18 protein-coding genes are annotated in these 17,623 nt (G+C 39.1%); 6 read left to right on the top strand and 12 right to left on the bottom strand.

Features of this window, described 5'->3' with window-relative positions:
• Nucleotides 1-16: 16 nt before the first annotated feature.
• Entirely contained in the window at nucleotides 17-1,099 is a 1,083-nt protein-coding gene (gene phoR, locus AC27GZ_RS01205; RefSeq protein WP_487093050.1) for a phosphate regulon sensor histidine kinase PhoR, read from the top strand.
• A 63-nt stretch (nucleotides 1,100-1,162) separates the two neighbouring features.
• On the opposite strand, the gene AC27GZ_RS01200 is transcribed toward phoR, so the two are convergent.
• From AC27GZ_RS01200 to ettA, 3 genes are all read right to left on the bottom strand, one after another.
• Nucleotides 1,163-1,660, bottom strand: coding sequence for a glycine cleavage system transcriptional repressor (locus tag AC27GZ_RS01200; protein WP_487093049.1), 498 nt, complete (start codon nucleotides 1,658-1,660; stop codon nucleotides 1,163-1,165).
• Between the two features lie 35 nt (nucleotides 1,661-1,695).
• Complete coding sequence (locus AC27GZ_RS01195; protein ID WP_487093048.1) at nucleotides 1,696-2,058, bottom strand: PilZ domain-containing protein; 363 nt, start codon at nucleotides 2,056-2,058, stop codon at nucleotides 1,696-1,698.
• A 452-nt stretch (nucleotides 2,059-2,510) separates the two neighbouring features.
• Complete coding sequence (ettA, locus tag AC27GZ_RS01190) at nucleotides 2,511-4,184, bottom strand: energy-dependent translational throttle protein EttA (protein WP_487093047.1); 1,674 nt, start codon at nucleotides 4,182-4,184, stop codon at nucleotides 2,511-2,513.
• Between the two features lie 212 nt (nucleotides 4,185-4,396).
• On the opposite strand from ettA, the gene AC27GZ_RS01185 reads away from it, so the two are divergent.
• A complete protein-coding gene (locus AC27GZ_RS01185; RefSeq protein WP_487093046.1) occupies nucleotides 4,397-4,672 on the top strand; it encodes a hypothetical protein in 276 nt (91 codons plus the stop codon).
• Between the two features lie 202 nt (nucleotides 4,673-4,874).
• Here the strand turns inward: AC27GZ_RS01185 and AC27GZ_RS01180 are convergent, their stop codons facing one another.
• From AC27GZ_RS01180 to AC27GZ_RS01165, 4 genes are all read right to left on the bottom strand, one after another.
• Nucleotides 4,875-5,975 carry a methyl-accepting chemotaxis protein gene (locus AC27GZ_RS01180; RefSeq protein ID WP_487093045.1) on the bottom strand — a complete coding sequence of 367 codons (1,101 nt, stop codon included), beginning with the start codon at nucleotides 5,973-5,975 and terminating at the stop codon, nucleotides 4,875-4,877.
• Between the two features lie 138 nt (nucleotides 5,976-6,113).
• Nucleotides 6,114-7,229 (bottom strand): efflux RND transporter periplasmic adaptor subunit, encoded by a 1,116-nt coding sequence (locus AC27GZ_RS01175; protein WP_487093044.1) that lies wholly within the window; start codon nucleotides 7,227-7,229, stop codon nucleotides 6,114-6,116.
• 2 nt (nucleotides 7,230-7,231) lie between these two features.
• Nucleotides 7,232-10,591, bottom strand: coding sequence for an efflux RND transporter permease subunit (locus AC27GZ_RS01170; RefSeq protein ID WP_487093043.1), 3,360 nt, complete (start codon nucleotides 10,589-10,591; stop codon nucleotides 7,232-7,234).
• Nucleotides 10,592-10,639: 48 nt separating this feature from the next.
• Nucleotides 10,640-10,945: an ArsR/SmtB family transcription factor gene (locus tag AC27GZ_RS01165; protein WP_487093042.1), complete on the bottom strand. Its 306-nt coding sequence runs from the start codon at nucleotides 10,943-10,945 to the stop codon at nucleotides 10,640-10,642.
• Nucleotides 10,946-11,091: 146 nt separating this feature from the next.
• Here AC27GZ_RS01165 and AC27GZ_RS01160 point away from each other — a divergent pair, with 146 nt between their 5' ends.
• The 3 genes from AC27GZ_RS01160 to AC27GZ_RS01150 all read left to right on the top strand — a co-directional run bounded on the left by AC27GZ_RS01160 (nucleotide 11,092) and on the right by AC27GZ_RS01150 (nucleotide 12,415).
• Entirely contained in the window at nucleotides 11,092-11,283 is a 192-nt protein-coding gene (locus tag AC27GZ_RS01160; protein WP_487093041.1) for a YgaP family membrane protein, read from the top strand.
• Between the two features lie 89 nt (nucleotides 11,284-11,372).
• A complete protein-coding gene (locus AC27GZ_RS01155) occupies nucleotides 11,373-11,720 on the top strand; it encodes a rhodanese-like domain-containing protein (protein WP_487093040.1) in 348 nt (115 codons plus the stop codon).
• A 35-nt stretch (nucleotides 11,721-11,755) separates the two neighbouring features.
• Nucleotides 11,756-12,415, top strand: a complete 660-nt coding sequence (locus AC27GZ_RS01150; RefSeq protein WP_487093039.1) for a DsbA family oxidoreductase — start codon at nucleotides 11,756-11,758, stop codon at nucleotides 12,413-12,415.
• Between the two features lie 27 nt (nucleotides 12,416-12,442).
• Here AC27GZ_RS01150 and lysA read toward each other — a convergent pair whose 3' ends face one another.
• Together lysA and AC27GZ_RS01140 are read right to left on the bottom strand one after the other, a co-directional pair.
• Nucleotides 12,443-13,705, bottom strand: coding sequence for a diaminopimelate decarboxylase (gene lysA, locus AC27GZ_RS01145; protein WP_487093038.1), 1,263 nt, complete (start codon nucleotides 13,703-13,705; stop codon nucleotides 12,443-12,445).
• 182 nt (nucleotides 13,706-13,887) lie between these two features.
• Nucleotides 13,888-14,421, bottom strand: coding sequence for an NADPH-dependent FMN reductase (locus AC27GZ_RS01140; RefSeq protein WP_487093037.1), 534 nt, complete (start codon nucleotides 14,419-14,421; stop codon nucleotides 13,888-13,890).
• A 91-nt stretch (nucleotides 14,422-14,512) separates the two neighbouring features.
• Between AC27GZ_RS01140 and AC27GZ_RS01135 the strand changes: the two genes are divergently transcribed.
• Nucleotides 14,513-15,430: a LysR family transcriptional regulator gene (locus tag AC27GZ_RS01135; protein WP_487093036.1), complete on the top strand. Its 918-nt coding sequence runs from the start codon at nucleotides 14,513-14,515 to the stop codon at nucleotides 15,428-15,430.
• Between the two features lie 67 nt (nucleotides 15,431-15,497).
• Here the strand turns inward: AC27GZ_RS01135 and ruvX are convergent, their stop codons facing one another.
• The 3 genes from ruvX to gshB are packed head-to-tail and all read right to left on the bottom strand — an operon-like array spanning nucleotide 15,498 to nucleotide 17,614.
• Entirely contained in the window at nucleotides 15,498-15,941 is a 444-nt protein-coding gene (gene ruvX, locus AC27GZ_RS01130; protein ID WP_487093035.1) for a Holliday junction resolvase RuvX, read from the bottom strand.
• Nucleotides 15,942-15,962: 21 nt separating this feature from the next.
• Complete coding sequence (locus AC27GZ_RS01125) at nucleotides 15,963-16,604, bottom strand: YqgE/AlgH family protein (RefSeq protein ID WP_487093034.1); 642 nt, start codon at nucleotides 16,602-16,604, stop codon at nucleotides 15,963-15,965.
• Between the two features lie 47 nt (nucleotides 16,605-16,651).
• Nucleotides 16,652-17,614, bottom strand: coding sequence for a glutathione synthase (gene gshB / locus AC27GZ_RS01120; RefSeq protein WP_487093033.1), 963 nt, complete (start codon nucleotides 17,612-17,614; stop codon nucleotides 16,652-16,654).
• Nucleotides 17,615-17,623: the final 9 nt, after the last annotated feature.

Below are 17,623 nucleotides of genomic sequence, written 5' to 3'. Positions count from 1 at the left end.
TAACGTGAATATCGATATGTCAAACCAAGCAAACATGAGCAATGGTATTTCAGCAACTGCAATACCGTTAAATGCCATTGATGGCAAATCAGATTTTCGATTTCATTCTGGTATTGAAGCCTTACCCGATGCTGCATTAGTGTTATCACCCAATTTAACGGTTATTGCTGGTAATAAAAAAGCACAGCGTCTATTAGGTGTGCGTTTTCCTGAAAATGTTGGTCAACATATAACAGAAATACTAACAGCACATGAATTTACTGAGTATCTCCAACAAGACAATTTTGAGACGCCGCTATTTGTAGTTTCACCTTTAAATGATGAACTACAGCTTGAAATATCGGTGATGTCATTTGGTCATGAAAGGGTTATTTTAATTGCGCGGGCGCTTGCTAAATATCATCGTTTAAAAAGAATGCGCCGAGAGTTTGTGGCTAATGTTTCTCATGAATTAAAAACTCCGTTAACGGTTGTGCGTGGTTATGTTGAAATGATTCAAGAAACTGAGCATGCGTTAGACCCTCATTGGCAAAGAGTATTTGGTACCATTGAAGGTCAAGTTAGCCGAATGGAGCGTTTGGTTGAGCAGTTATTGAGTTTATCGAAAGTTGAAAATAATCGCGATGATGTCGATATGGATCAGGTTAACATGCCATTTTTGGTGAGCAATCTTGTTGAGGATGCTAAATGGCTTAACCAAGAGAAGAAACATAAACTTCGTGCAAATATTTCATCAGATTATGGCGTTTATGGTATTGAAACTGAACTAAAAAGTGCTTGTGCTAACTTAATTTCAAATGCGATTTCTTATACTCCACCTAATGGAACTATTGATGTTAGTTGGCAGCGTAATGGCGATAAAATGGTTTTTAGTGTTAAAGATAATGGCGATGGGATAAAAGCTGAACATTTAAACCGCTTAACAGAGCGTTTTTACCGAATTGATAAATCGCGCTCAAGAGATACCGGTGGCTCAGGTTTAGGTTTAGCCATCGTAAAGCATGTACTGTTGCATCATAAAGCTGAGCTAGTCATAACCAGTGAATGGGGGAAGGGCAGCGAGTTTTCAATCTACTTCGATGAGGATATCGCTTTATAGTAGCGTTTAACCTGAATTATTATCCTAAATGGACAACTATCAGGTTAAACAAAATCGCTGTTATTAACGAGTAATATCTACCATTAAATCATCTGCTATGTGTTCAAGTGCTGTCACTAATTCATCTAGATCAGATTCATTCATTGCTATTTGTGCCTTAGCATTAAACATTAATTGTCCGGTATGTGGAGCGCTAGCTTGTGAGCTGACTAGCTTAATTAAATTACCACCTTGTTGGTGAATCACAGATGCAATTTCCTGAATAATTCCCGCTCTATCATTGGCTGTTAATTCCAGAACTAAGTTAGTGCTTACTTTAGTCAAGTCTTGCTTAGCTAACTCTATTTGAAAGTTTAGGCCACTAATTGTCTTTAAGTCGTCAATTAAATTTTGACAATGGCTTTCATCCACGGCCACTTCAATGACTCCGGCAAAAAAACCTGATAAATGATGTAAACTACTTACTTGCCAGTTGCCTTGATGATCGTTAATTTTTTTCGATAATGAGTCAACAAGTCCTGCTTTATCAGGACCAATGCAAGAAATTACAAGGTGGTTCATAATACGTCCTATCTTATACCTTTGGGAATTTGAAATTAAGTGAGTCTAGAAAGCTGACTAAGCTCTTTATCAAGTTGTTCGCTATCGCCTAAGTTTAACTCAACTAAGCGGCGAAGGTGAGTGACACTGTCAATATCTATCGCGTTACATTGTAAGCCAGTCTCATCATGATGCTCATGGACTACGGCTATATGCATCGTAACTTCCGACTTTTCGTCTGATAAAAAGAAACTTAATGTGCCGAACTTTCCTTTTAGCGGTTGCTCACTGTTAACCGCGGTCACTAAAGCACCATTAAGAGAAATATCATGGATTGATACTGGATAAGTGTTATCTTCAACGGTAAGCTCAGCCTTAATTGAAAATAAAATGCGAGTAAACTGTCGTCTGTTCTCCATTAAAATTTGCCCACTGAAGTTAATCATTGATAAAACATATTCTTAGCATAGACGGGTTTTCAGTGAAATGGTATAAAAAAAGGCCGTTAAGTGATGAATAGTTAACGACCTTCTTTGAATAAGCGCTGATAGTTATTGTTCGGCTAGAATTAATACCAAGTTGATTAAGTTCTTTCCCACTCAGCGAGAATTAAAAGGCTTAGAGGCAAGGCATTGATTGAAGAGAATGGTTATTCCCTTGTCAAAATCAATAACGCAGCATGTAAGCCTTTTAAACTCGCCCTTTGGGAGCTTGCTCGATGCCCACTAACTTCGTTAAATTTATTTGATTTAGAATGACTAAACCTAAACAAATTTGCCTTGTTATTGAACATCGAGCATAGCTCTGAGTAGGGAAGAAATTTAATCAAATTGGTATAACTCCCAGAAAAACGCTAACTAACGGTAATCATTTAGCTTATTTTTTTGTATTTGATGCGATGAGGCTCGATGGCAGCAGTCCCTAAAGTTTTCTTCAACCAAGCTTCATATTCTGTGAAGTTACCTTCAAAAAAGTTAATTTGCCCTTCATCGCGATAATCTAGAATATGCGTTGCTATGCGATCTAAGAACCAACGGTCATGAGAAATTACCATAGCACAGCCTGGAAATTCTAAAATAGCTTCTTCAAGCGCACGTAGCGTTTCTACATCTAAATCATTGGTAGGCTCATCGAGTAGTAATAAGTTACCACCTGTTTTTACTAGCTTAGCTAAATGAACACGGTTACGTTCACCCCCAGAAAGATCTTTGATGAATTTTTGCTGATCGTTGCCTTTAAAGTTAAAGCGTGAACAGTAGGCTCTACTAGGGATCTGATAGTTGCCAATCTCTATAATATCATGGCCTTCGCTGATTTCTTGGTAGACAGTATTATTGCCATCCATATCATCACGGAATTGATCAACACTGGCTAATTTTACCGTATCACCAAGCTCTATGCTGCCTGAGTCTTGCGTTTCTGTGCCTGACATCATTTTAAATAAAGTTGATTTACCCGCGCCATTCGCACCGATTATGCCGACAATAGCACCTTTAGGTATGCTAAAACTTAAGTCATCAATCAATACTCTACCGTCAAATGATTTGGTAAGGTTGGCAACATCAAGCACTTTGTCACCTAAACGTGGTCCAGGTGGAATATAAAGCTCATTGGTTTCATTACGCTTTTGACTTTCTTGACTATTAAGTTCTTCGAAACGTGCCATACGTGCTTTATTTTTAGCTTGTCGTGCTTTCGGGTTAGAACGCACCCATTCTAGTTCTTGTTTAATGGTTTTTTGTAAGGCATTTTCACTTTTACTTTCTTGAGTTAAGCGAGCATCTTTTTGCTCAAGCCATGATGAATAGTTGCCTTCCCATGGAATACCTTCACCTCTATCTAACTCTAAAATCCAGCCGGCAACATTATCAAGGAAATACCTATCATGGGTAATTGCCACAACAGTACCAGAGTAATCGTGTAAGAAGCGCTCTAACCAAGCTACAGATTCTGCATCTAAGTGGTTAGTTGGCTCATCGAGTAATAACATGTCTGGCTTTTGCAATAATAGGTGACACAAAGCGACTCGGCGACGTTCACCACCACTGAGGACAGAGATTTTTTGTTCCCATGGTGGCAGGCGCAAAGCGTCAGCTGCACGCTCTAATACGTTGTCGATGTTATGACCATCATGAGTATTGATGATATCTTCTAATTGCCCTTGTTCTTTGGCTAGTGCATCAAAGTCAGCGTCTTCTGCGGCATATTCGTTATATACTTCATCAAGGCGCTTTAAGGCATTCTTTACTGTGGAAACAGCATCTTCAACAACTTCTCTAACGGTTTTGCTTTCATCAAGCTCTGGCTCTTGCGGTAAATAACCAATGTTGGTGCCAGCAAGGGCATGGGCTTCACCTTCAAATTCTTTATCAACTCCTGCCATAATACGGAGTAATGTTGATTTACCCGCACCATTTAAACCTAAAACACCTATTTTGGCACCAGGGAAAAATGAAAGTGAGATGTTTTTAAGGATAGTGCGTTTTGGTGGAACCACTTTAGAAACGCGGTTCATTGAGAAAATAAACTTATCTGGCAATGCCATTAGGAAGCCTTCTTTATATAAAAATTTAATTGTCGTTATTTTAGGTTATTCATAAGGCAATTAGCAAACGCTAGATAATAAAAATGCTGAGTTTATGAAAGTTAACTAAGTCTGCATATATTGAGTAACAAGCTGTAACAGTTGCGACTCAGTTTAGTTTGTAGAATTTTCCACTTTTAAAAATTACCTATTTGAAAGGAACAAAATAATTCATGCGAACAATCACTAAAGTAACGTTAGTTACCAGTACTGTAGCTTTGATTGCATTACAGTGGCCTATAGGTTTTGCTATAGGGCAAACAGTAAAGAATAGAACCCTTTGCCAAGACGTAGCTGGCAATCAAATGAAGTTTAAATATGCTGCTGGCGGGATTATGCGCGGTGAGAAGGCTAAAGGCACCTTAAGAAGTGAATATTATGTTGATGGCTTAAGAAAAGGTATGCTTTGGTCACTAAAAAATTGTTATGAACAGAAGGGGATTGTCTAGGTTAGCTTTGATGTTAGAACTTTCGTGTTACAGATTTCATGTTAGGTTTTGCACAGCCATATAGATGAAATCTAACAAGATAACAAAGGCGTTTTTAAGTATTTAAATCCGCCTTTGTTGTTAGGGGGTAATTTGAGGTAAGAAATTAGCACGAGTGAATAATAGCTCAGAAAAATACTGAGCTAGATGTGTTGTTATTAAATTATCTATTATCTATTTCATGAGAAAGATCAGTAAGTAAATTTATCACTTCGACACTTGAACTTTCCATGACAGCAAGGTCTTTCACCGCTTGTTCCATATCGCTATTTTTCATTGCTTTTAATGCACGTAAGCCATAGGTGTGTACTTGTGCATGAGGCTCATCAAGACGTTTAAAAGCACTGTATGTTGAGTATTTTTCAGCCCCTTCACCTTGGAAGTACCATTTCCCTAAGCGACACATAGTGTGATCGGCAAAATCGTTTACATCTCTGTCTGACATGCCAAGCATCACTTGATAGACTTCAAGCTTCCAAACTACATGATCCATTTTTACGGTTTGCAAAAATGCGTCGTCAGTTGAGTTAGAAATTACAGAGAACATTTGTTGAGATACAGTGACAATATTATTAGCCATTGACTCTATGCTGGCAGTACTTTCATTGATTTCGCTACTTTTTTCACCTACGTGACCAATGCCTGCAATAACTTGTTCCATCTGCTGGTTAACTTGCTCGATAAGATTAGAAATTTCATTAGACGCTTCTGCTGATCGCTGGGCAAGTGTTCTTACTTCATCGGCAACCACGGCAAAGCCACGACCTTGCTCACCTGCACGAGCAGCTTCAATTGCGGCGTTTAAGGCCAGTAAATTGGTTTGATCTGAAATACCTTTGATGATGTTAACAAAGTCATTAATTCCAGCGGTCGCTGATTTTAAGTTATCTACAGAGGTTGAGGCGTTTTGACTGTCACTGCTAATTTTTTCTGTCGCGACAATAGTCGAAGAAAGCATAGCTAAAATATCTTCAAATAAGGCTTGAGAAGATTGAAAGTCATCTCTGTGATGAATTAAGTTGCTTGAAGAGGATGCAAGTTCTTCACGAATATTATTGACTAGCCCTGAAGAGCCAAGCCATAAGTTATTGATTTCTTCTTGGTGGCGGTTGTTACTGGTGTTATCAAAAATGTCTTGCGTTAGCAGTTTCTTTTCATCATCTGCATTGGCAATATCAGTTTCAAGATCTAGAATTTTCTTTTTTAGCGCTAGGTTTTCTTTTTCTAAGGCGGTGAGTTCTTCTTTTCTTATAAAACCAAACATGGGCTAGCTACCTTAAATGAGCAATGATTAACACGTCGAATAATAAAAAATTTACTGTAACATTTTTCATTATAACCAAAGAGGCTTTTTTCTCAACTAGTTAGCTAGGGTTCCATTTTGATCACTAAATTTTAATAATTAACGTTTGGGTATAGTCAGAATTTTATCGCCAACTTCTAGACCAGAAATAACCACAAGGTTATTGTTATTATCTTTTTTGCCTAGTCTAATAAATCGGCGTTGAATATCGCCGTCAGTTACTACCCAAACAAAGTCAAGTTGTCCGACTTGAGCCACGGCTTTTTGAGGAATACTGAGTGTCGTTTGTTCGCCTGCTGGTATTAACATTTGTGCGTACATACCAGGTAATAACCTTTCATCGCTGTTAATGCGTACTTTTATTAAGAAGCTGCGCGAGCCTGTATTGGCAGCAGGCACTATTTCTTCTACTTCCCCTGCGATAGTTTTATTGATGGTAGGTAGGTCAATAGTGATGCTTTGTCCTTGTTGTAGTGTTAAAGCAAGATTTTCTCTCACTTGTGCTTCTACTCGTAATGATGATGGATTATATAAGGATAATAATTTGCTGCCAGCTTGTGCGGTATCGCCTGGTTCAGCAAAGCGATCAACAATACGGCCATTAATGGGTGCAACTAAGGTGGCATAACTTAACGTTGTTTGAGCGTGTGACAAGGCTTGCTCTGCGGCGGTTAATTCAGCTGTGGTACTTTGATAATCAGCATTGTTCTTATCAAATTCAAATTCAGAAATGAGCTTCGTTTTGAATAACTCTGAAGCACGGTCAAGGTTTTGTTTCGCTTCTTTATGACGGGCTTTCATGGCCTTAACATTTTGCTTTGCTTGTAATACTTGTGCGTTTAAATCGTGTTGTTCAAGTAAAACTAACACGTCACCCTTGTTGACTAAGTCGCCGGCTCTGCTGTTTATTTTATCAATTCGCGCCAAGATTCTTGAAGATATGATGGTGGCTTGCTTTGCTTCAACACTAGCGGCAACTGGCTCAAAAATAGCAGTAGTTTTTTCAGTAACCGTATAGGTGTTTTGTATACTTACCTGAGGATCTGATGCCTTATTTTGTATGCTTGGCGCTACTTTTTCATTGAAGGCGCCCGCTAACCAGGCAACCATTAACAGAAGTACAGTTAAGGCAACAATAGGAACAAGTATTTTTTGAAGCTTATTTTGTGACTTATTTTGAGAGATAGTGCTTTGTTGTGATTGATTGTCAGTCATGATTAAGCCTCAGGTGATGTTAAAGAATTTGTTTGCTGTTTATCAAATACTAATGAGTAAACAATAGGTACAACGAGCAAGGTGAATATAGTTGATGATATGATGCCGAAAATGATGGCTATGGCTAAGCCACTAAATACTGGATCTAGTGTAATAATCAAATTTCCTAACAGTGTTGTACCTGCCGTCAGTAATACTGGGCGCATGCGTACCGCTCCTGCCGTGATGAGTGACTCTTGAATAGTCTCTCCTTGTGCTCGAGCTTGACTGATAAACTCAATAAGAATTAATGAGTTTCTAACGACAATTCCAGCTAAAGCAATCATGCCTATCATAGCCGTTGCGGTAAACAGCACAGGGTCAGGCGCACCGGCAATTTGTCGTTCTCCAAATTGATTAAGTAATAAAAAGCCAGGCATTATGCCAATTACCGTCAGAGGTATTGCTGACATAATAATACCCGACAATGCTGCTGAGCCAGTTTGTATTCTTAACACAAAATATATGGCTGTTAGTGCAAAGGCAAAAGCTAAGCCCATATCGCGAAATACGCGTACTGTAATACGCCACTCACCTTCACCACTCCATGAAAGGTTAATATTTTCAGGCAGTTGCCAGTGTTGCTCTCCGCCACTAGATAAAAAGGTACGACTTTGCCAGTCATTGGCAGCGGTCGTGTTAGCTATGCTACTGTTCGCCATTTTTTGGTCACTAACCACGTCAGCTATAACTTCCGCAGGCGTTCGGCCAGAAATATCAGCCGTAACATACACCACAGGTTTTAGGTCTTTGCGCATAATAACTTTATCGCTAACTAGCGCTTCAAACTCACCTAGTTCACCAAGTGAAACTAATGATTGTGGCGCAATGTCTATGCCTTGTGGTGTGGTATTTTGTACTATACCTGCTTGCCCTTTAACGGTTAAGCGGTATAAGTCAGCGGTGGTTTCTCGCTCTGCTATGGGTAATTTTACCTTAATTGCTAGCGGTGTTGCTTCATCGTTTATGTGTAGGTAACCAGCAACTTGCCCATTATTGGCGACTGCTAAAGCTTGATTAATATTTTGGGTTGAAATACCTGAGAGTGCTGCTTTGGTTTTGTCAGTTATAAAGCGCAGCATAGGTTGATCATCAGCCACACTTGAGTCTACTTCAACAACAAAAGGCTCTTGTTGCAATCTTGTTTTGACAATTTCAGCAGCGTGTTCTAACTCATGATATTGGGTAAATTCATCGCCATAAATTTCAGCAACTAAGGTACTTAACACCGGCGGGCCAGGAGGGACTTCAACCACCTTTATCTTAATACCATCCTTGTTTAAGTCAGCAAGGTGTTCTCTAAGTCGTAATACAATAGCGTGAGATTGGTGCTCACGTTTGCTTTTATCAAGTAATAAAATGCGTAAATCAGCCATGTAGGGTGCATGGCGTTGGTAATATTGACGAACCATGCCATTGAAATCGATAGGGGAGGGAATACCGACATAATTTGAAATCGCTTTAATTTCAGGAAGTTGCTGTACCTTGTTTGAAACTTTTTTGGCGATAGCGGCAGTTTGCTCTAAAGTCGAATGTTCAGGCATATCGATAATAATTTGCACTTCATTTTTATTATCAAAGGGTAATAGTTTTAGCGGTACTAAACGTAAAACAGGTAATAACGCTGCGCCAATAAAAAGTAATAATACTAGCCATAATACCAGCTTTCCTTTTGCTCTGTTTTCTAACAGCGGTGTTAACAGATTCCGGTAGAAATTCGCAAACCCTTGACCTTGTTTGGTTTGTATGGCGAGTTCAGCTTCTGTTTTAGGTTTGATAAATTTTGATGCTAACCAAGGGGTAACTAAAAAGGCTACTAAGGTTGACGCTATAACACTCACGGGCACATTAAAAGCCATTGGCGCCATGTAAGGTCCCATCATGCCGGTGATAAATGCCAGCGGAACAAAAGCTAACACTATGGTTAGCGTTGACATTAACAATGGCACTCGAATTTCATTAATTGCCCCAACTATTTTGTCAGTAAGCGAACCTTTTTTCTTGGTTAAGTATCGTTCTATGTTATCGACACCCGTGATAGGGTCGTCCACCAATAAACCTAAAGATAATATGAGTGCGAACAAAGTGACACGGTTAATGGTGTAGCCAAAAAGGAGATCTAACGATAGGGTGACGCCATAGCAAATAGGTACAGCTAAACCAACCACCACTGCTGAGCGCCAGCCTAAAAAGACGGCAATAAAAACAACCACAGTAAAGATGGCAAATGCTAAGCTGGTAGTAAGATTATTAACCTTTTCGTTTGCGGTTTCACCATAATCACGTAGCACTTCAACATGGACATTTTCTGGAAAAATAGCTTGTTGCAGCTCAGCTATCTTGTCATGAACTGCTTGTGCTACAGCTACAGCGTTACTACCTGGTTGTTTGGCAACACTAAGTGTGACCACGGGATTGTCTGAGTTTTTCTTACCTTGATGATAATGTTCTTGCTGGTAGTTATTAGCAAAATCAAGCCATGTGTAATGACTTTGCTCTGCTGGTCCGTCAATAATATTGGCAATATCTTTGAGCAAAACGGTACTACCATCAACAACAATAACAGGGGCTTGCTTAAGCGCTGCTATATCGCGGAAAACGTCACCACTTTCAAGGCGAAAGGATTGGTTTTCTATGGCAATATTACCATGGTGTTGTAAGGCATTTGAGGCGTTAATGGCATCAAAAACATCACTGATGGCAATTTTGCGGGCAGTCATTTGTTCAGGGTTTAAATTAACTTGAATTTCCCTTGTGCGGCCGCCAGTAATGTTAACTTCACTCGTATTATCAATTGCTTGAAGTATGGTTGATACTTCTTCAGCTAGACGGCGTAAACCGTAATCATCGATGGCTTTCTCGTCACTACTCCATAATCCCAACATGACAATGGGGATGTCATCTACTTCAACTGGCTGTACACGCCAGTTACTTACAATAGCCGGCACTTTGTCAGTGTTTGAGTGTAATTTGTTGTAGGTGTTGAGTAGTGCTCGCTCGCGGTTTTCTCCGACATGAAAACGCAAGGTCACTACGGTTTGAGAGTTCTGTGTCGTTGAATAAACATGCTCTACACCGCTTACCTGTGCAAGCAGCTTTTCTAATGGTGTGGTTACTTGCCGCTCTACTTGTCTTGAGCTAGTGCCAGGCACACTGACAACCACATCAATCATAGGTACAACGATTTGTGGCTCTTCTTCTCTTGGGGTGTAGTTTAATGCCAATAAGCCCGCAAAGATTGATAACAGTAAAATAGCAAAAGGGATTTTACTGGTTAATACTTGACGAATGAATTGAGCTGTATAATTAGATGGCGTTGACATAAACGGATAGTTTCCTCGATATTGCTGCAGATAGAAAGTGTTGAAAACTTAGTCGTTTTCACAAAACTCACTTTGCAATACGGCAAGTAAACTTTTTATTTTTGGATTAGCAATTTGATAATAAATAGTTTGCGACTCGCGCCTTGTTGAGACGATATTGCTTTCTCTTAATTTTGCTAAATGTTGAGATAGCGCTGATTGTGACAAATCAACTTGGGTATTTAAATCGCCTACTGTCATTTCACTTTGAGCTATACAGCACAAAATCATGAGTCTATGAGGGTTAGCAAGTTGTTTTAAAATAACGGCAACTTGCTGCGCATTTTCAGCCAATATTTGCTGATCTTTAATCATAGTTTATCTCTAATAGTAACGATAATTTTATCGAAGTTTACTATTGCACTTTAAATTAGTAAAGACTAATATAAGATTAATTTAGAAAAAGTTAATTTAGCATATTCTAAAGTAGTGTTTTTGAATTTATTCTTTTGGAGGTTAATATGACGGTTAATGAAGCCCTGCGTTTAATTGCAGGAACCATGATTTTATTATCATTAGTACTTACTCAATTCCATTCACCCCATTGGATTTGGTTTACGGCTTTTATTGGCGTAAACCTACTTCAATCATCAGTCACTAAATGGTGTTTAATGATGACAATTTTGAAAAAGTTAGGTTTTAAAAACAGCTAAACAGTATGTCGCTATGTATTGCTGGCGTATTTTGTACGCATAGAACAGCGTGTTAAGCGTTTATCTATGTAATTTTTTGAGGAGTTCTTATGTTAAAAACTATACCTGAAGTGATCGCTAAAGCTAGGCAGACTCTTGATATTATTTCGGCAGCTGAGGCTGTGGAGAAATGCAAATCGAATAATGGTTTAATTATTGATGTTCGCGAGCCAGCAGAGTTTAATGAAAAATCAGCAAAAGGAGCCATTAATATTCCACGTGGTTTACTAGAAATGAAAATGCTGCAAATGTATCCTGATGAGGAACAGGCCATTTTTATTTACTGCGCTACTGGTGCAAGAGCCACCTTTGCTGCTGAGCAGTTGAAGCGTGTAGGTTATAAGAATGTTTGGGTGATTAGCTGTAGCTTTGACGATATTTGTGCGCAAGCTAACTAGCGGAAACTATATATTAAGATGAGCAGAGGAAAGTCATGAGTAAAGCCCTAGTCGTTGATTACTACAGTGATATTTTATGTGTTTGGGCATGGATAGCGCAGCGTAGAATTGAAGAATTGCATAAACAACTTGGAGATAAAATAACCATTAAATATCATTACCTTGATGTGTTTGGTGATGCCGTTAATAAAATCCCTACGCAATGGCAATCACGAGGCGGCTATGAAGGCTTTGGTGCTCATGTTCTTGATTCTGCTTCAGCTTATGAAAATGCTCCGGTTAATCACCTTATTTGGTCAAATGTTAGACCAACAACTTCGGCTAATGCACATTTAGTGTTAAAAGCTGTTGAGATAACGTATTCAGAGCAAGACAGCATCGACTTAGCGCTAAAATTTAGACAGGCTTTTTTTATTGAGGCTAAAGATGTCAGCAATATAGAGGTTTTATTTGCCATTATTAACGCTGCAGGACTAGATAGTGAGCAAGTCAATAAAGCTTTACTTGATGGTAGTGCCATGGCTGCTTTGATGAATAACTATCAGCAAGCTAAAACAATGGCATTAAAAGGTAGCCCTTCTTATATTATTGATAATGGTCGACAAACCTTATATGGCAATGTGGGTTATCGAGTATTGTTAGCCAATATTGAAGAGCAACTTAAACAACCTGACAACGAAGCAAGTTGGTGTTAGCCAAACTTGCTTATTTTGTAGGAAGTTTTACACCCAGTTTGGAATAGCGTCAGCACTAATTATCTCTTCATAACTAGGGCGTTGGCGGATAACAGCAAATTCGTCACCTTTTACCATGATTTCAGGGGCTAACATGCGGGTATTATAGGTTGAGGACATAACAGCGCCATAAGCACCGCAACTCATAATGGCAACGAGATCTCCTGAAGTTGACTCACTCACTTGTCGCCCTTTGGCGAAGGTATCACCAGTTTCACATACTGGGCCAACAACATCATAAGTTTTTAGTTCAGAATTGGTTTTGTTAACGGCAAGAATGTCGTGATGTGCTTCATACATACTAGGGCGAATAAGATCATTCATTCCAGCATCTAGAATTAAGAATTGACGTTCTTCCCCAGTTTTAACATAAACGACACTCGAGACTAAAATACCTGCATTCCCCAGTAAAGAGCGACCTGGCTCTATCACTATTTTACAATTTAGGTGTCCTAATTGTGCTTTAGCAATTTCGGCATAAGCTGATTTACTCGGAATACTTTCTTCGTTATAGGTAATACCTAAGCCACCACCGATATCAATGACATTGATATCATGACCGTCTGCTCTTAATTCTGAAACCAGTTGAGCAATACGTTGGTAAGCTTCTTCAAAAGGAGCTAGTTGAGTTAGTTGCGAGCCGATATGGACATCAACCCCTTGAATTTTTATACCAGGAAGTTTTGCCGCTTGGCTATAAGCTAAACGGGCTTTACTGATAGGAACGCCAAATTTATTTTCTGCTTTACCTGTCGATATTTTTGCGTGGGTATTTGCACAAACATCTGGGTTGATTCGAAAAGCAATGGCGGCCACTTTATTTAATTTTGTTGCAACGCGGCTGATAATTTCAAGCTCTGGCTCCGACTCAACATTAAACTGGAAAATGCCTTCCGTTAAGGCATAGCTAATTTCAGCTTCAACTTTAGCAACCCCAGAATACACGATCTTTTCAGCAGGAATACCTGCAGCGAGAGCACGGCGAATTTCACCCATTGAAACAACATCGGCACCTGAGCCTAATTTAGCCAAGGTTGAAAGAACTGCTTGATTGCTATTGGCTTTTACTGCATAACAAATCAACGCATCTTGCTCGGAAAATGCTTGTTGGTAGTCTTGGTAATTTTCTCTAATTGCGGTATTTGAATAACAATAAAAAGGAGTGTTTATCTGCTTGGCTATATCGTGTAGAGCTACTTGCTCAGCATACATTTGATCATTGATATAAGGAAAGTGCTTTTGCGTTGTCATCTTGTAGTCGCTTTTAATAAAGTAATCAGGTTCGAGCAGTAGGCCGCTTAGTCGGGAAAGTAATCTATGCTAAGCGGTCTTTATCTTCAAGCTATATTATGACTTAAATTTCATTGCGCAACTATATTTCTATATGCTTAAACGTAAATTTTCTTTATATACGATGCACTTAATTATTATGCCTATACGAGCTGTGTTAAAGCACTTTGTAGCTGATCTTGTAGCGCTGGATTAGTGAGCTGCTGACTTTCTAGATCAAAATTATCGTAAAAACTTGGTATTGATAAACTGGCTCTGACATCGGCGGCAAAGTAGGGAGCTGAGCCTGTTGCCGCCGCAAGTACTGAGGATGCACCACCTGGGCCTGGTGAGGTAGCTAGCAATAACACAGGTTTATTTTGAAACACTTTTTGGTTGATACGTGATGTCCAATCAAACAAATTTTTATAAGCGGCAGTATAAGAGCCGTTATGCTCTGCAAATGAAATAATAATGGCATCGGCGCTACCAAGCTTGGCATAAAAATCTTGTGCTTGTTGAGGTTGTCCTAATATGGCTTCTTTATCTTCACTAAATAACGGCATTTCATAGTCATTGATATCAAGTATTTCTACTTCAACATCAACATTGAGTTTAAATTGCGAAGCAGCGTAAGCGGCAAGTTGTTTATTAATGGATTTGGAGCTGCTACTGGCAGCAAAGGCTAATAGTTTCATCAGTTAACTTCCTTTGACAAGTTGATGATGACTACTATACATTTAACCTTAATTGTAATTAATCCCTTGAAAGTAACAAGACTGTTTCCATATGGCTATTAATGAAAAGCAAACTAACTTATTTGATGGGGTGGTAATTTTTACCCAAGTTGTTAATAGTGGCAGTTTTTCTGCGGCGGCAGAATATTTGGGACATTCCACTTCTTATATCAGTAAAGCTGTTAATAAGCTTGAGGAACGCTTGTCAGTTCGTTTGCTCAATCGTACCACACGATCACTGAGCTTAACTCCTGAAGGTAAAGCTTATTTTGAGCAATGCCAGCAAATGGTGTTTGATGCGCAAGACGCTGTTGCTTTAGTCAATCAAAGCCATATCGAGCCTAAAGGTGTGTTTAAAATTAGCTGTCCAGTGGATTTTGCTCAAGGACATTTGAAGACGATTCTGTCTGAATATTTACAGCGTTATCCTGATATTCAATTAGAATTAGATTTGAATGATCGTCATGTTGATCTTGTTCAAGATGGCTTTGATTTAGTGATTAGAGCAACAGTGCAACTTGAAGAGTCGAGCCTTATTTGTCGAAAAATTTATAGTAGTAACATTGTGACCTTAGCAGCTAAAAGTTATCTTCAACGCTATGGAAAGCCCAGTAAACCACAAGAGTTAACACAACATCAGTGTATTTGTTATAGCAATTTAAAGCAGCCTGACCGTTGGGTTTTCCAAGGAAAAGAGGGCGAAAACATTAACGTGGATGTCAGCAGTAATATACTTTGTAATAGTTCACAAATGGAACTGGCAATGATAATAGCAGGTCGGGGAATATGCCGTTTGCCGGACTTTGTATTAAATGGCACAGAGGAAGAAAAAGAATTAGTGACACTTTTTGATGACTACCCAGTGCAGGAAGTTAATGTTTACGCTATTTACCCTAGCCGCAAACATTTATCGCCGAAAGTACGTTGTTTTATTGATTTATTAGTCGAGAAAATGCCTAAAGAGGCTTAGCGCATAGCGGCCTGTAGTGATTTTTAGGCTGAGTTAGGCAGGAAGGAAATAAAAAGAAATAAAAGAGTTATTGATAACTTTGTTCGAAATAGCTTTCAATAATGAGTTTGGCTGATTCCGCGTCAATATTATCTTTTTTAAGATTTCTATAGCCGCCTCGAGCAAATAATTGCTCTTTTGCGTCTGCGGTGGTTAACCTTTCATCTTGAAATTCTACTTTTAACCCAAAGCGTCCAGCAACACGATTACCAAATTTTTTGGCATCTTTTGTCAGTTGTTGTTCGCTACCATCCATGTTTAATGGCAAGCCGATCACGATTAAGTCTGGTTGCCATTCAGTTAAAAATTTCGCTAATGATTCCCAATGAGGAATGCCATCATTGGCTTTAACAGAGCCTAAAGGAGAAGCGTTGCCAGTGAGCTCTTGCCCAACAGCAACGCCTATATATTTTTTGCCAAAATCAAAACCAATGATAGTACGCTGACCAATAGCGGTAGATTTTTTTGCCATAATAATTACTCTAGTGCGCTGTTAGGCATGTCCAACATCTGAAGATAAGTGGGCTAAATCTATCCCTAACATTTCAGTGGCTTTTTGCCAGCGTTGCTCGATAGGCGTTTTAAAAATAATATCACTGCTAGCTTCTGTCGTTAGCCAAGAGTTTTCCTGTAATTCTTTTTCAAGTTGTCCAGGGCCCCAGCCAGCATAACCTAAGGTTACCATATATTGTTCAGGGGCTTTGTCAGTCCCTAGTGCTAGGAGAATATCTTTAGAGGTTGTGATCATCACGTCTTCACTTAACGCTAAAGAGCTTTTCCAGCCTTGTTGCGTGCTATGTAATACAAAGCCTCTATTTTGAGATATTGGGCCGCCAGAAAGTACTGGTTGTTCTAGGGCATCAAGTAGAACATTATTTGTTACTTGTTCGGTGTCTTCTTGGTTTTTTGCTTGATGGGTATCACTCTTATCAGATTCATCAGATTCATCAGATTCATCAGATTCATCGTCAATTTGTTTTAACAGATCATTTAAACTCAAGCTCACTGGCAAGTTAATGATCAACCCCATCGCACCTTCGTCATTATGCTCACAGATGTAGGTGACGGTTTTGTTGAAGTAGGGGTCGCCCATAGTTGGCATGGCAATTAAAAATTGATTCTCTAAACTTTTCATTTATCAACCTTTTTAAGCGTTATACATTGATAATTTATGGATAGAATTTAACGGTGTAAATTCTCTTCAATAGCATCCATTAATTTGCCACTAATATTTATTGGGTAAGCAGCTTCTATTTCACGAATACACGTTGGACTGGTGACATTAATTTCGGTCACTTTATCGCCAATAATATCTAAACCAACAAAATAGAGCCCTCGTTTTTTCAGCTCAGGAGCAATCGTTTCAGCAATGAGCTTATCACTCGGGCTTAATGGTCTAGCAACACCACGTCCACCAGCGGCTAAGTTACCACGTGTTTCACCCGTGGCGGGGATTCTTGCTAAACAGTATGGCATAGGTTCGCCATTAACGATAAGAATACGTTTGTCGCCATCAACAATTTCAGGCATATATTCTTGTACCATGGCATATTGCTGCCCGTGATTGGTTAAGGTTTCTATAATGACACCGACATTGGCATCATCTTCTTTAATGCGAAAAATAGAAGATCCGCCCATGCCATCAAGCGGCTTGATGATGATGTCTTTTAATTCCTGATGAAGCGCACGGATTTGTTTATCGTTTCGGGTTACCAGTGTGCGTGGCGTTAAGTCAGCAAACCAAGCAGTGAAAAGCTTTTCGTTGCAATCTCTTAAGCTTTGCGGCTTATTCACTATCAGTGTACCTTCAATTTCTGCGCGCTCTAACATATAAGTAGCGTAAATATATTCGGTATCAAAAGGAGGATCTTTACGCATTAAAATGGCGTCCAAATCATTTAGCGCCATGTCTTGCTCATCTGATAACTCATACCAGTGGTTGGCATCATCAAATACTTTTACTTGCTGAGTATTGGCACGTGCTTGCCCTCTATCAAGATATAAGTCTTGCATTTGCATATAGTAAATTTCATAACCGCGTTTTTGTGCTTCAAGCATCATGGCCATAGAGGAGTCTTTAGCAACTTTGACTGTGCTGATTGGATCCATTACTACGCCAAGTTTTATCGGAGTTGTTGTTGTCATTTTTCGTCC

Source organism: Colwellia sp. SU-HH00943 (assembly GCF_057546125.1).
This window is presented reverse-complemented; position numbering and strand designations above follow the sequence as displayed.

What these genes read in the sequence shown, in the direction of transcription:
- AC27GZ_RS01165 (WP_487093042.1), bottom strand. Translation starts at nt 10,945, where the DNA reads ATGATTAAAGATCAGCAAATATTGGCTGAAAATGCGCAGCAAGTTGCC.
- phoR (WP_487093050.1), top strand. Translation starts at nt 17, where the DNA reads ATGTCAAACCAAGCAAACATGAGCAATGGTATTTCAGCAACTGCAATA.
- AC27GZ_RS01125 (WP_487093034.1), bottom strand. Translation starts at nt 16,604, where the DNA reads ATGAAAAGTTTAGAGAATCAATTTTTAATTGCCATGCCAACTATGGGC.
- ettA (WP_487093047.1), bottom strand. Translation starts at nt 4,184, where the DNA reads ATGGCATTGCCAGATAAGTTTATTTTCTCAATGAACCGCGTTTCTAAA.
- AC27GZ_RS01160 (WP_487093041.1), top strand. Translation starts at nt 11,092, where the DNA reads ATGACGGTTAATGAAGCCCTGCGTTTAATTGCAGGAACCATGATTTTA.
- lysA (WP_487093038.1), bottom strand. Translation starts at nt 13,705, where the DNA reads ATGACAACGCAAAAGCACTTTCCTTATATCAATGATCAAATGTATGCT.
- gshB (WP_487093033.1), bottom strand. Translation starts at nt 17,614, where the DNA reads ATGACAACAACAACTCCGATAAAACTTGGCGTAGTAATGGATCCAATC.
- AC27GZ_RS01180 (WP_487093045.1), bottom strand. Translation starts at nt 5,975, where the DNA reads ATGTTTGGTTTTATAAGAAAAGAAGAACTCACCGCCTTAGAAAAAGAA.
- AC27GZ_RS01175 (WP_487093044.1), bottom strand. Translation starts at nt 7,229, where the DNA reads ATGACTGACAATCAATCACAACAAAGCACTATCTCTCAAAATAAGTCA.
- AC27GZ_RS01200 (WP_487093049.1), bottom strand. Translation starts at nt 1,660, where the DNA reads ATGAACCACCTTGTAATTTCTTGCATTGGTCCTGATAAAGCAGGACTT.
- AC27GZ_RS01135 (WP_487093036.1), top strand. Translation starts at nt 14,513, where the DNA reads ATGGCTATTAATGAAAAGCAAACTAACTTATTTGATGGGGTGGTAATT.
- AC27GZ_RS01155 (WP_487093040.1), top strand. Translation starts at nt 11,373, where the DNA reads ATGTTAAAAACTATACCTGAAGTGATCGCTAAAGCTAGGCAGACTCTT.
- AC27GZ_RS01195 (WP_487093048.1), bottom strand. Translation starts at nt 2,058, where the DNA reads ATGGAGAACAGACGACAGTTTACTCGCATTTTATTTTCAATTAAGGCT.
- AC27GZ_RS01170 (WP_487093043.1), bottom strand. Translation starts at nt 10,591, where the DNA reads ATGTCAACGCCATCTAATTATACAGCTCAATTCATTCGTCAAGTATTA.
- AC27GZ_RS01185 (WP_487093046.1), top strand. Translation starts at nt 4,397, where the DNA reads ATGCGAACAATCACTAAAGTAACGTTAGTTACCAGTACTGTAGCTTTG.
- AC27GZ_RS01140 (WP_487093037.1), bottom strand. Translation starts at nt 14,421, where the DNA reads ATGAAACTATTAGCCTTTGCTGCCAGTAGCAGCTCCAAATCCATTAAT.
- AC27GZ_RS01150 (WP_487093039.1), top strand. Translation starts at nt 11,756, where the DNA reads ATGAGTAAAGCCCTAGTCGTTGATTACTACAGTGATATTTTATGTGTT.
- ruvX (WP_487093035.1), bottom strand. Translation starts at nt 15,941, where the DNA reads ATGGCAAAAAAATCTACCGCTATTGGTCAGCGTACTATCATTGGTTTT.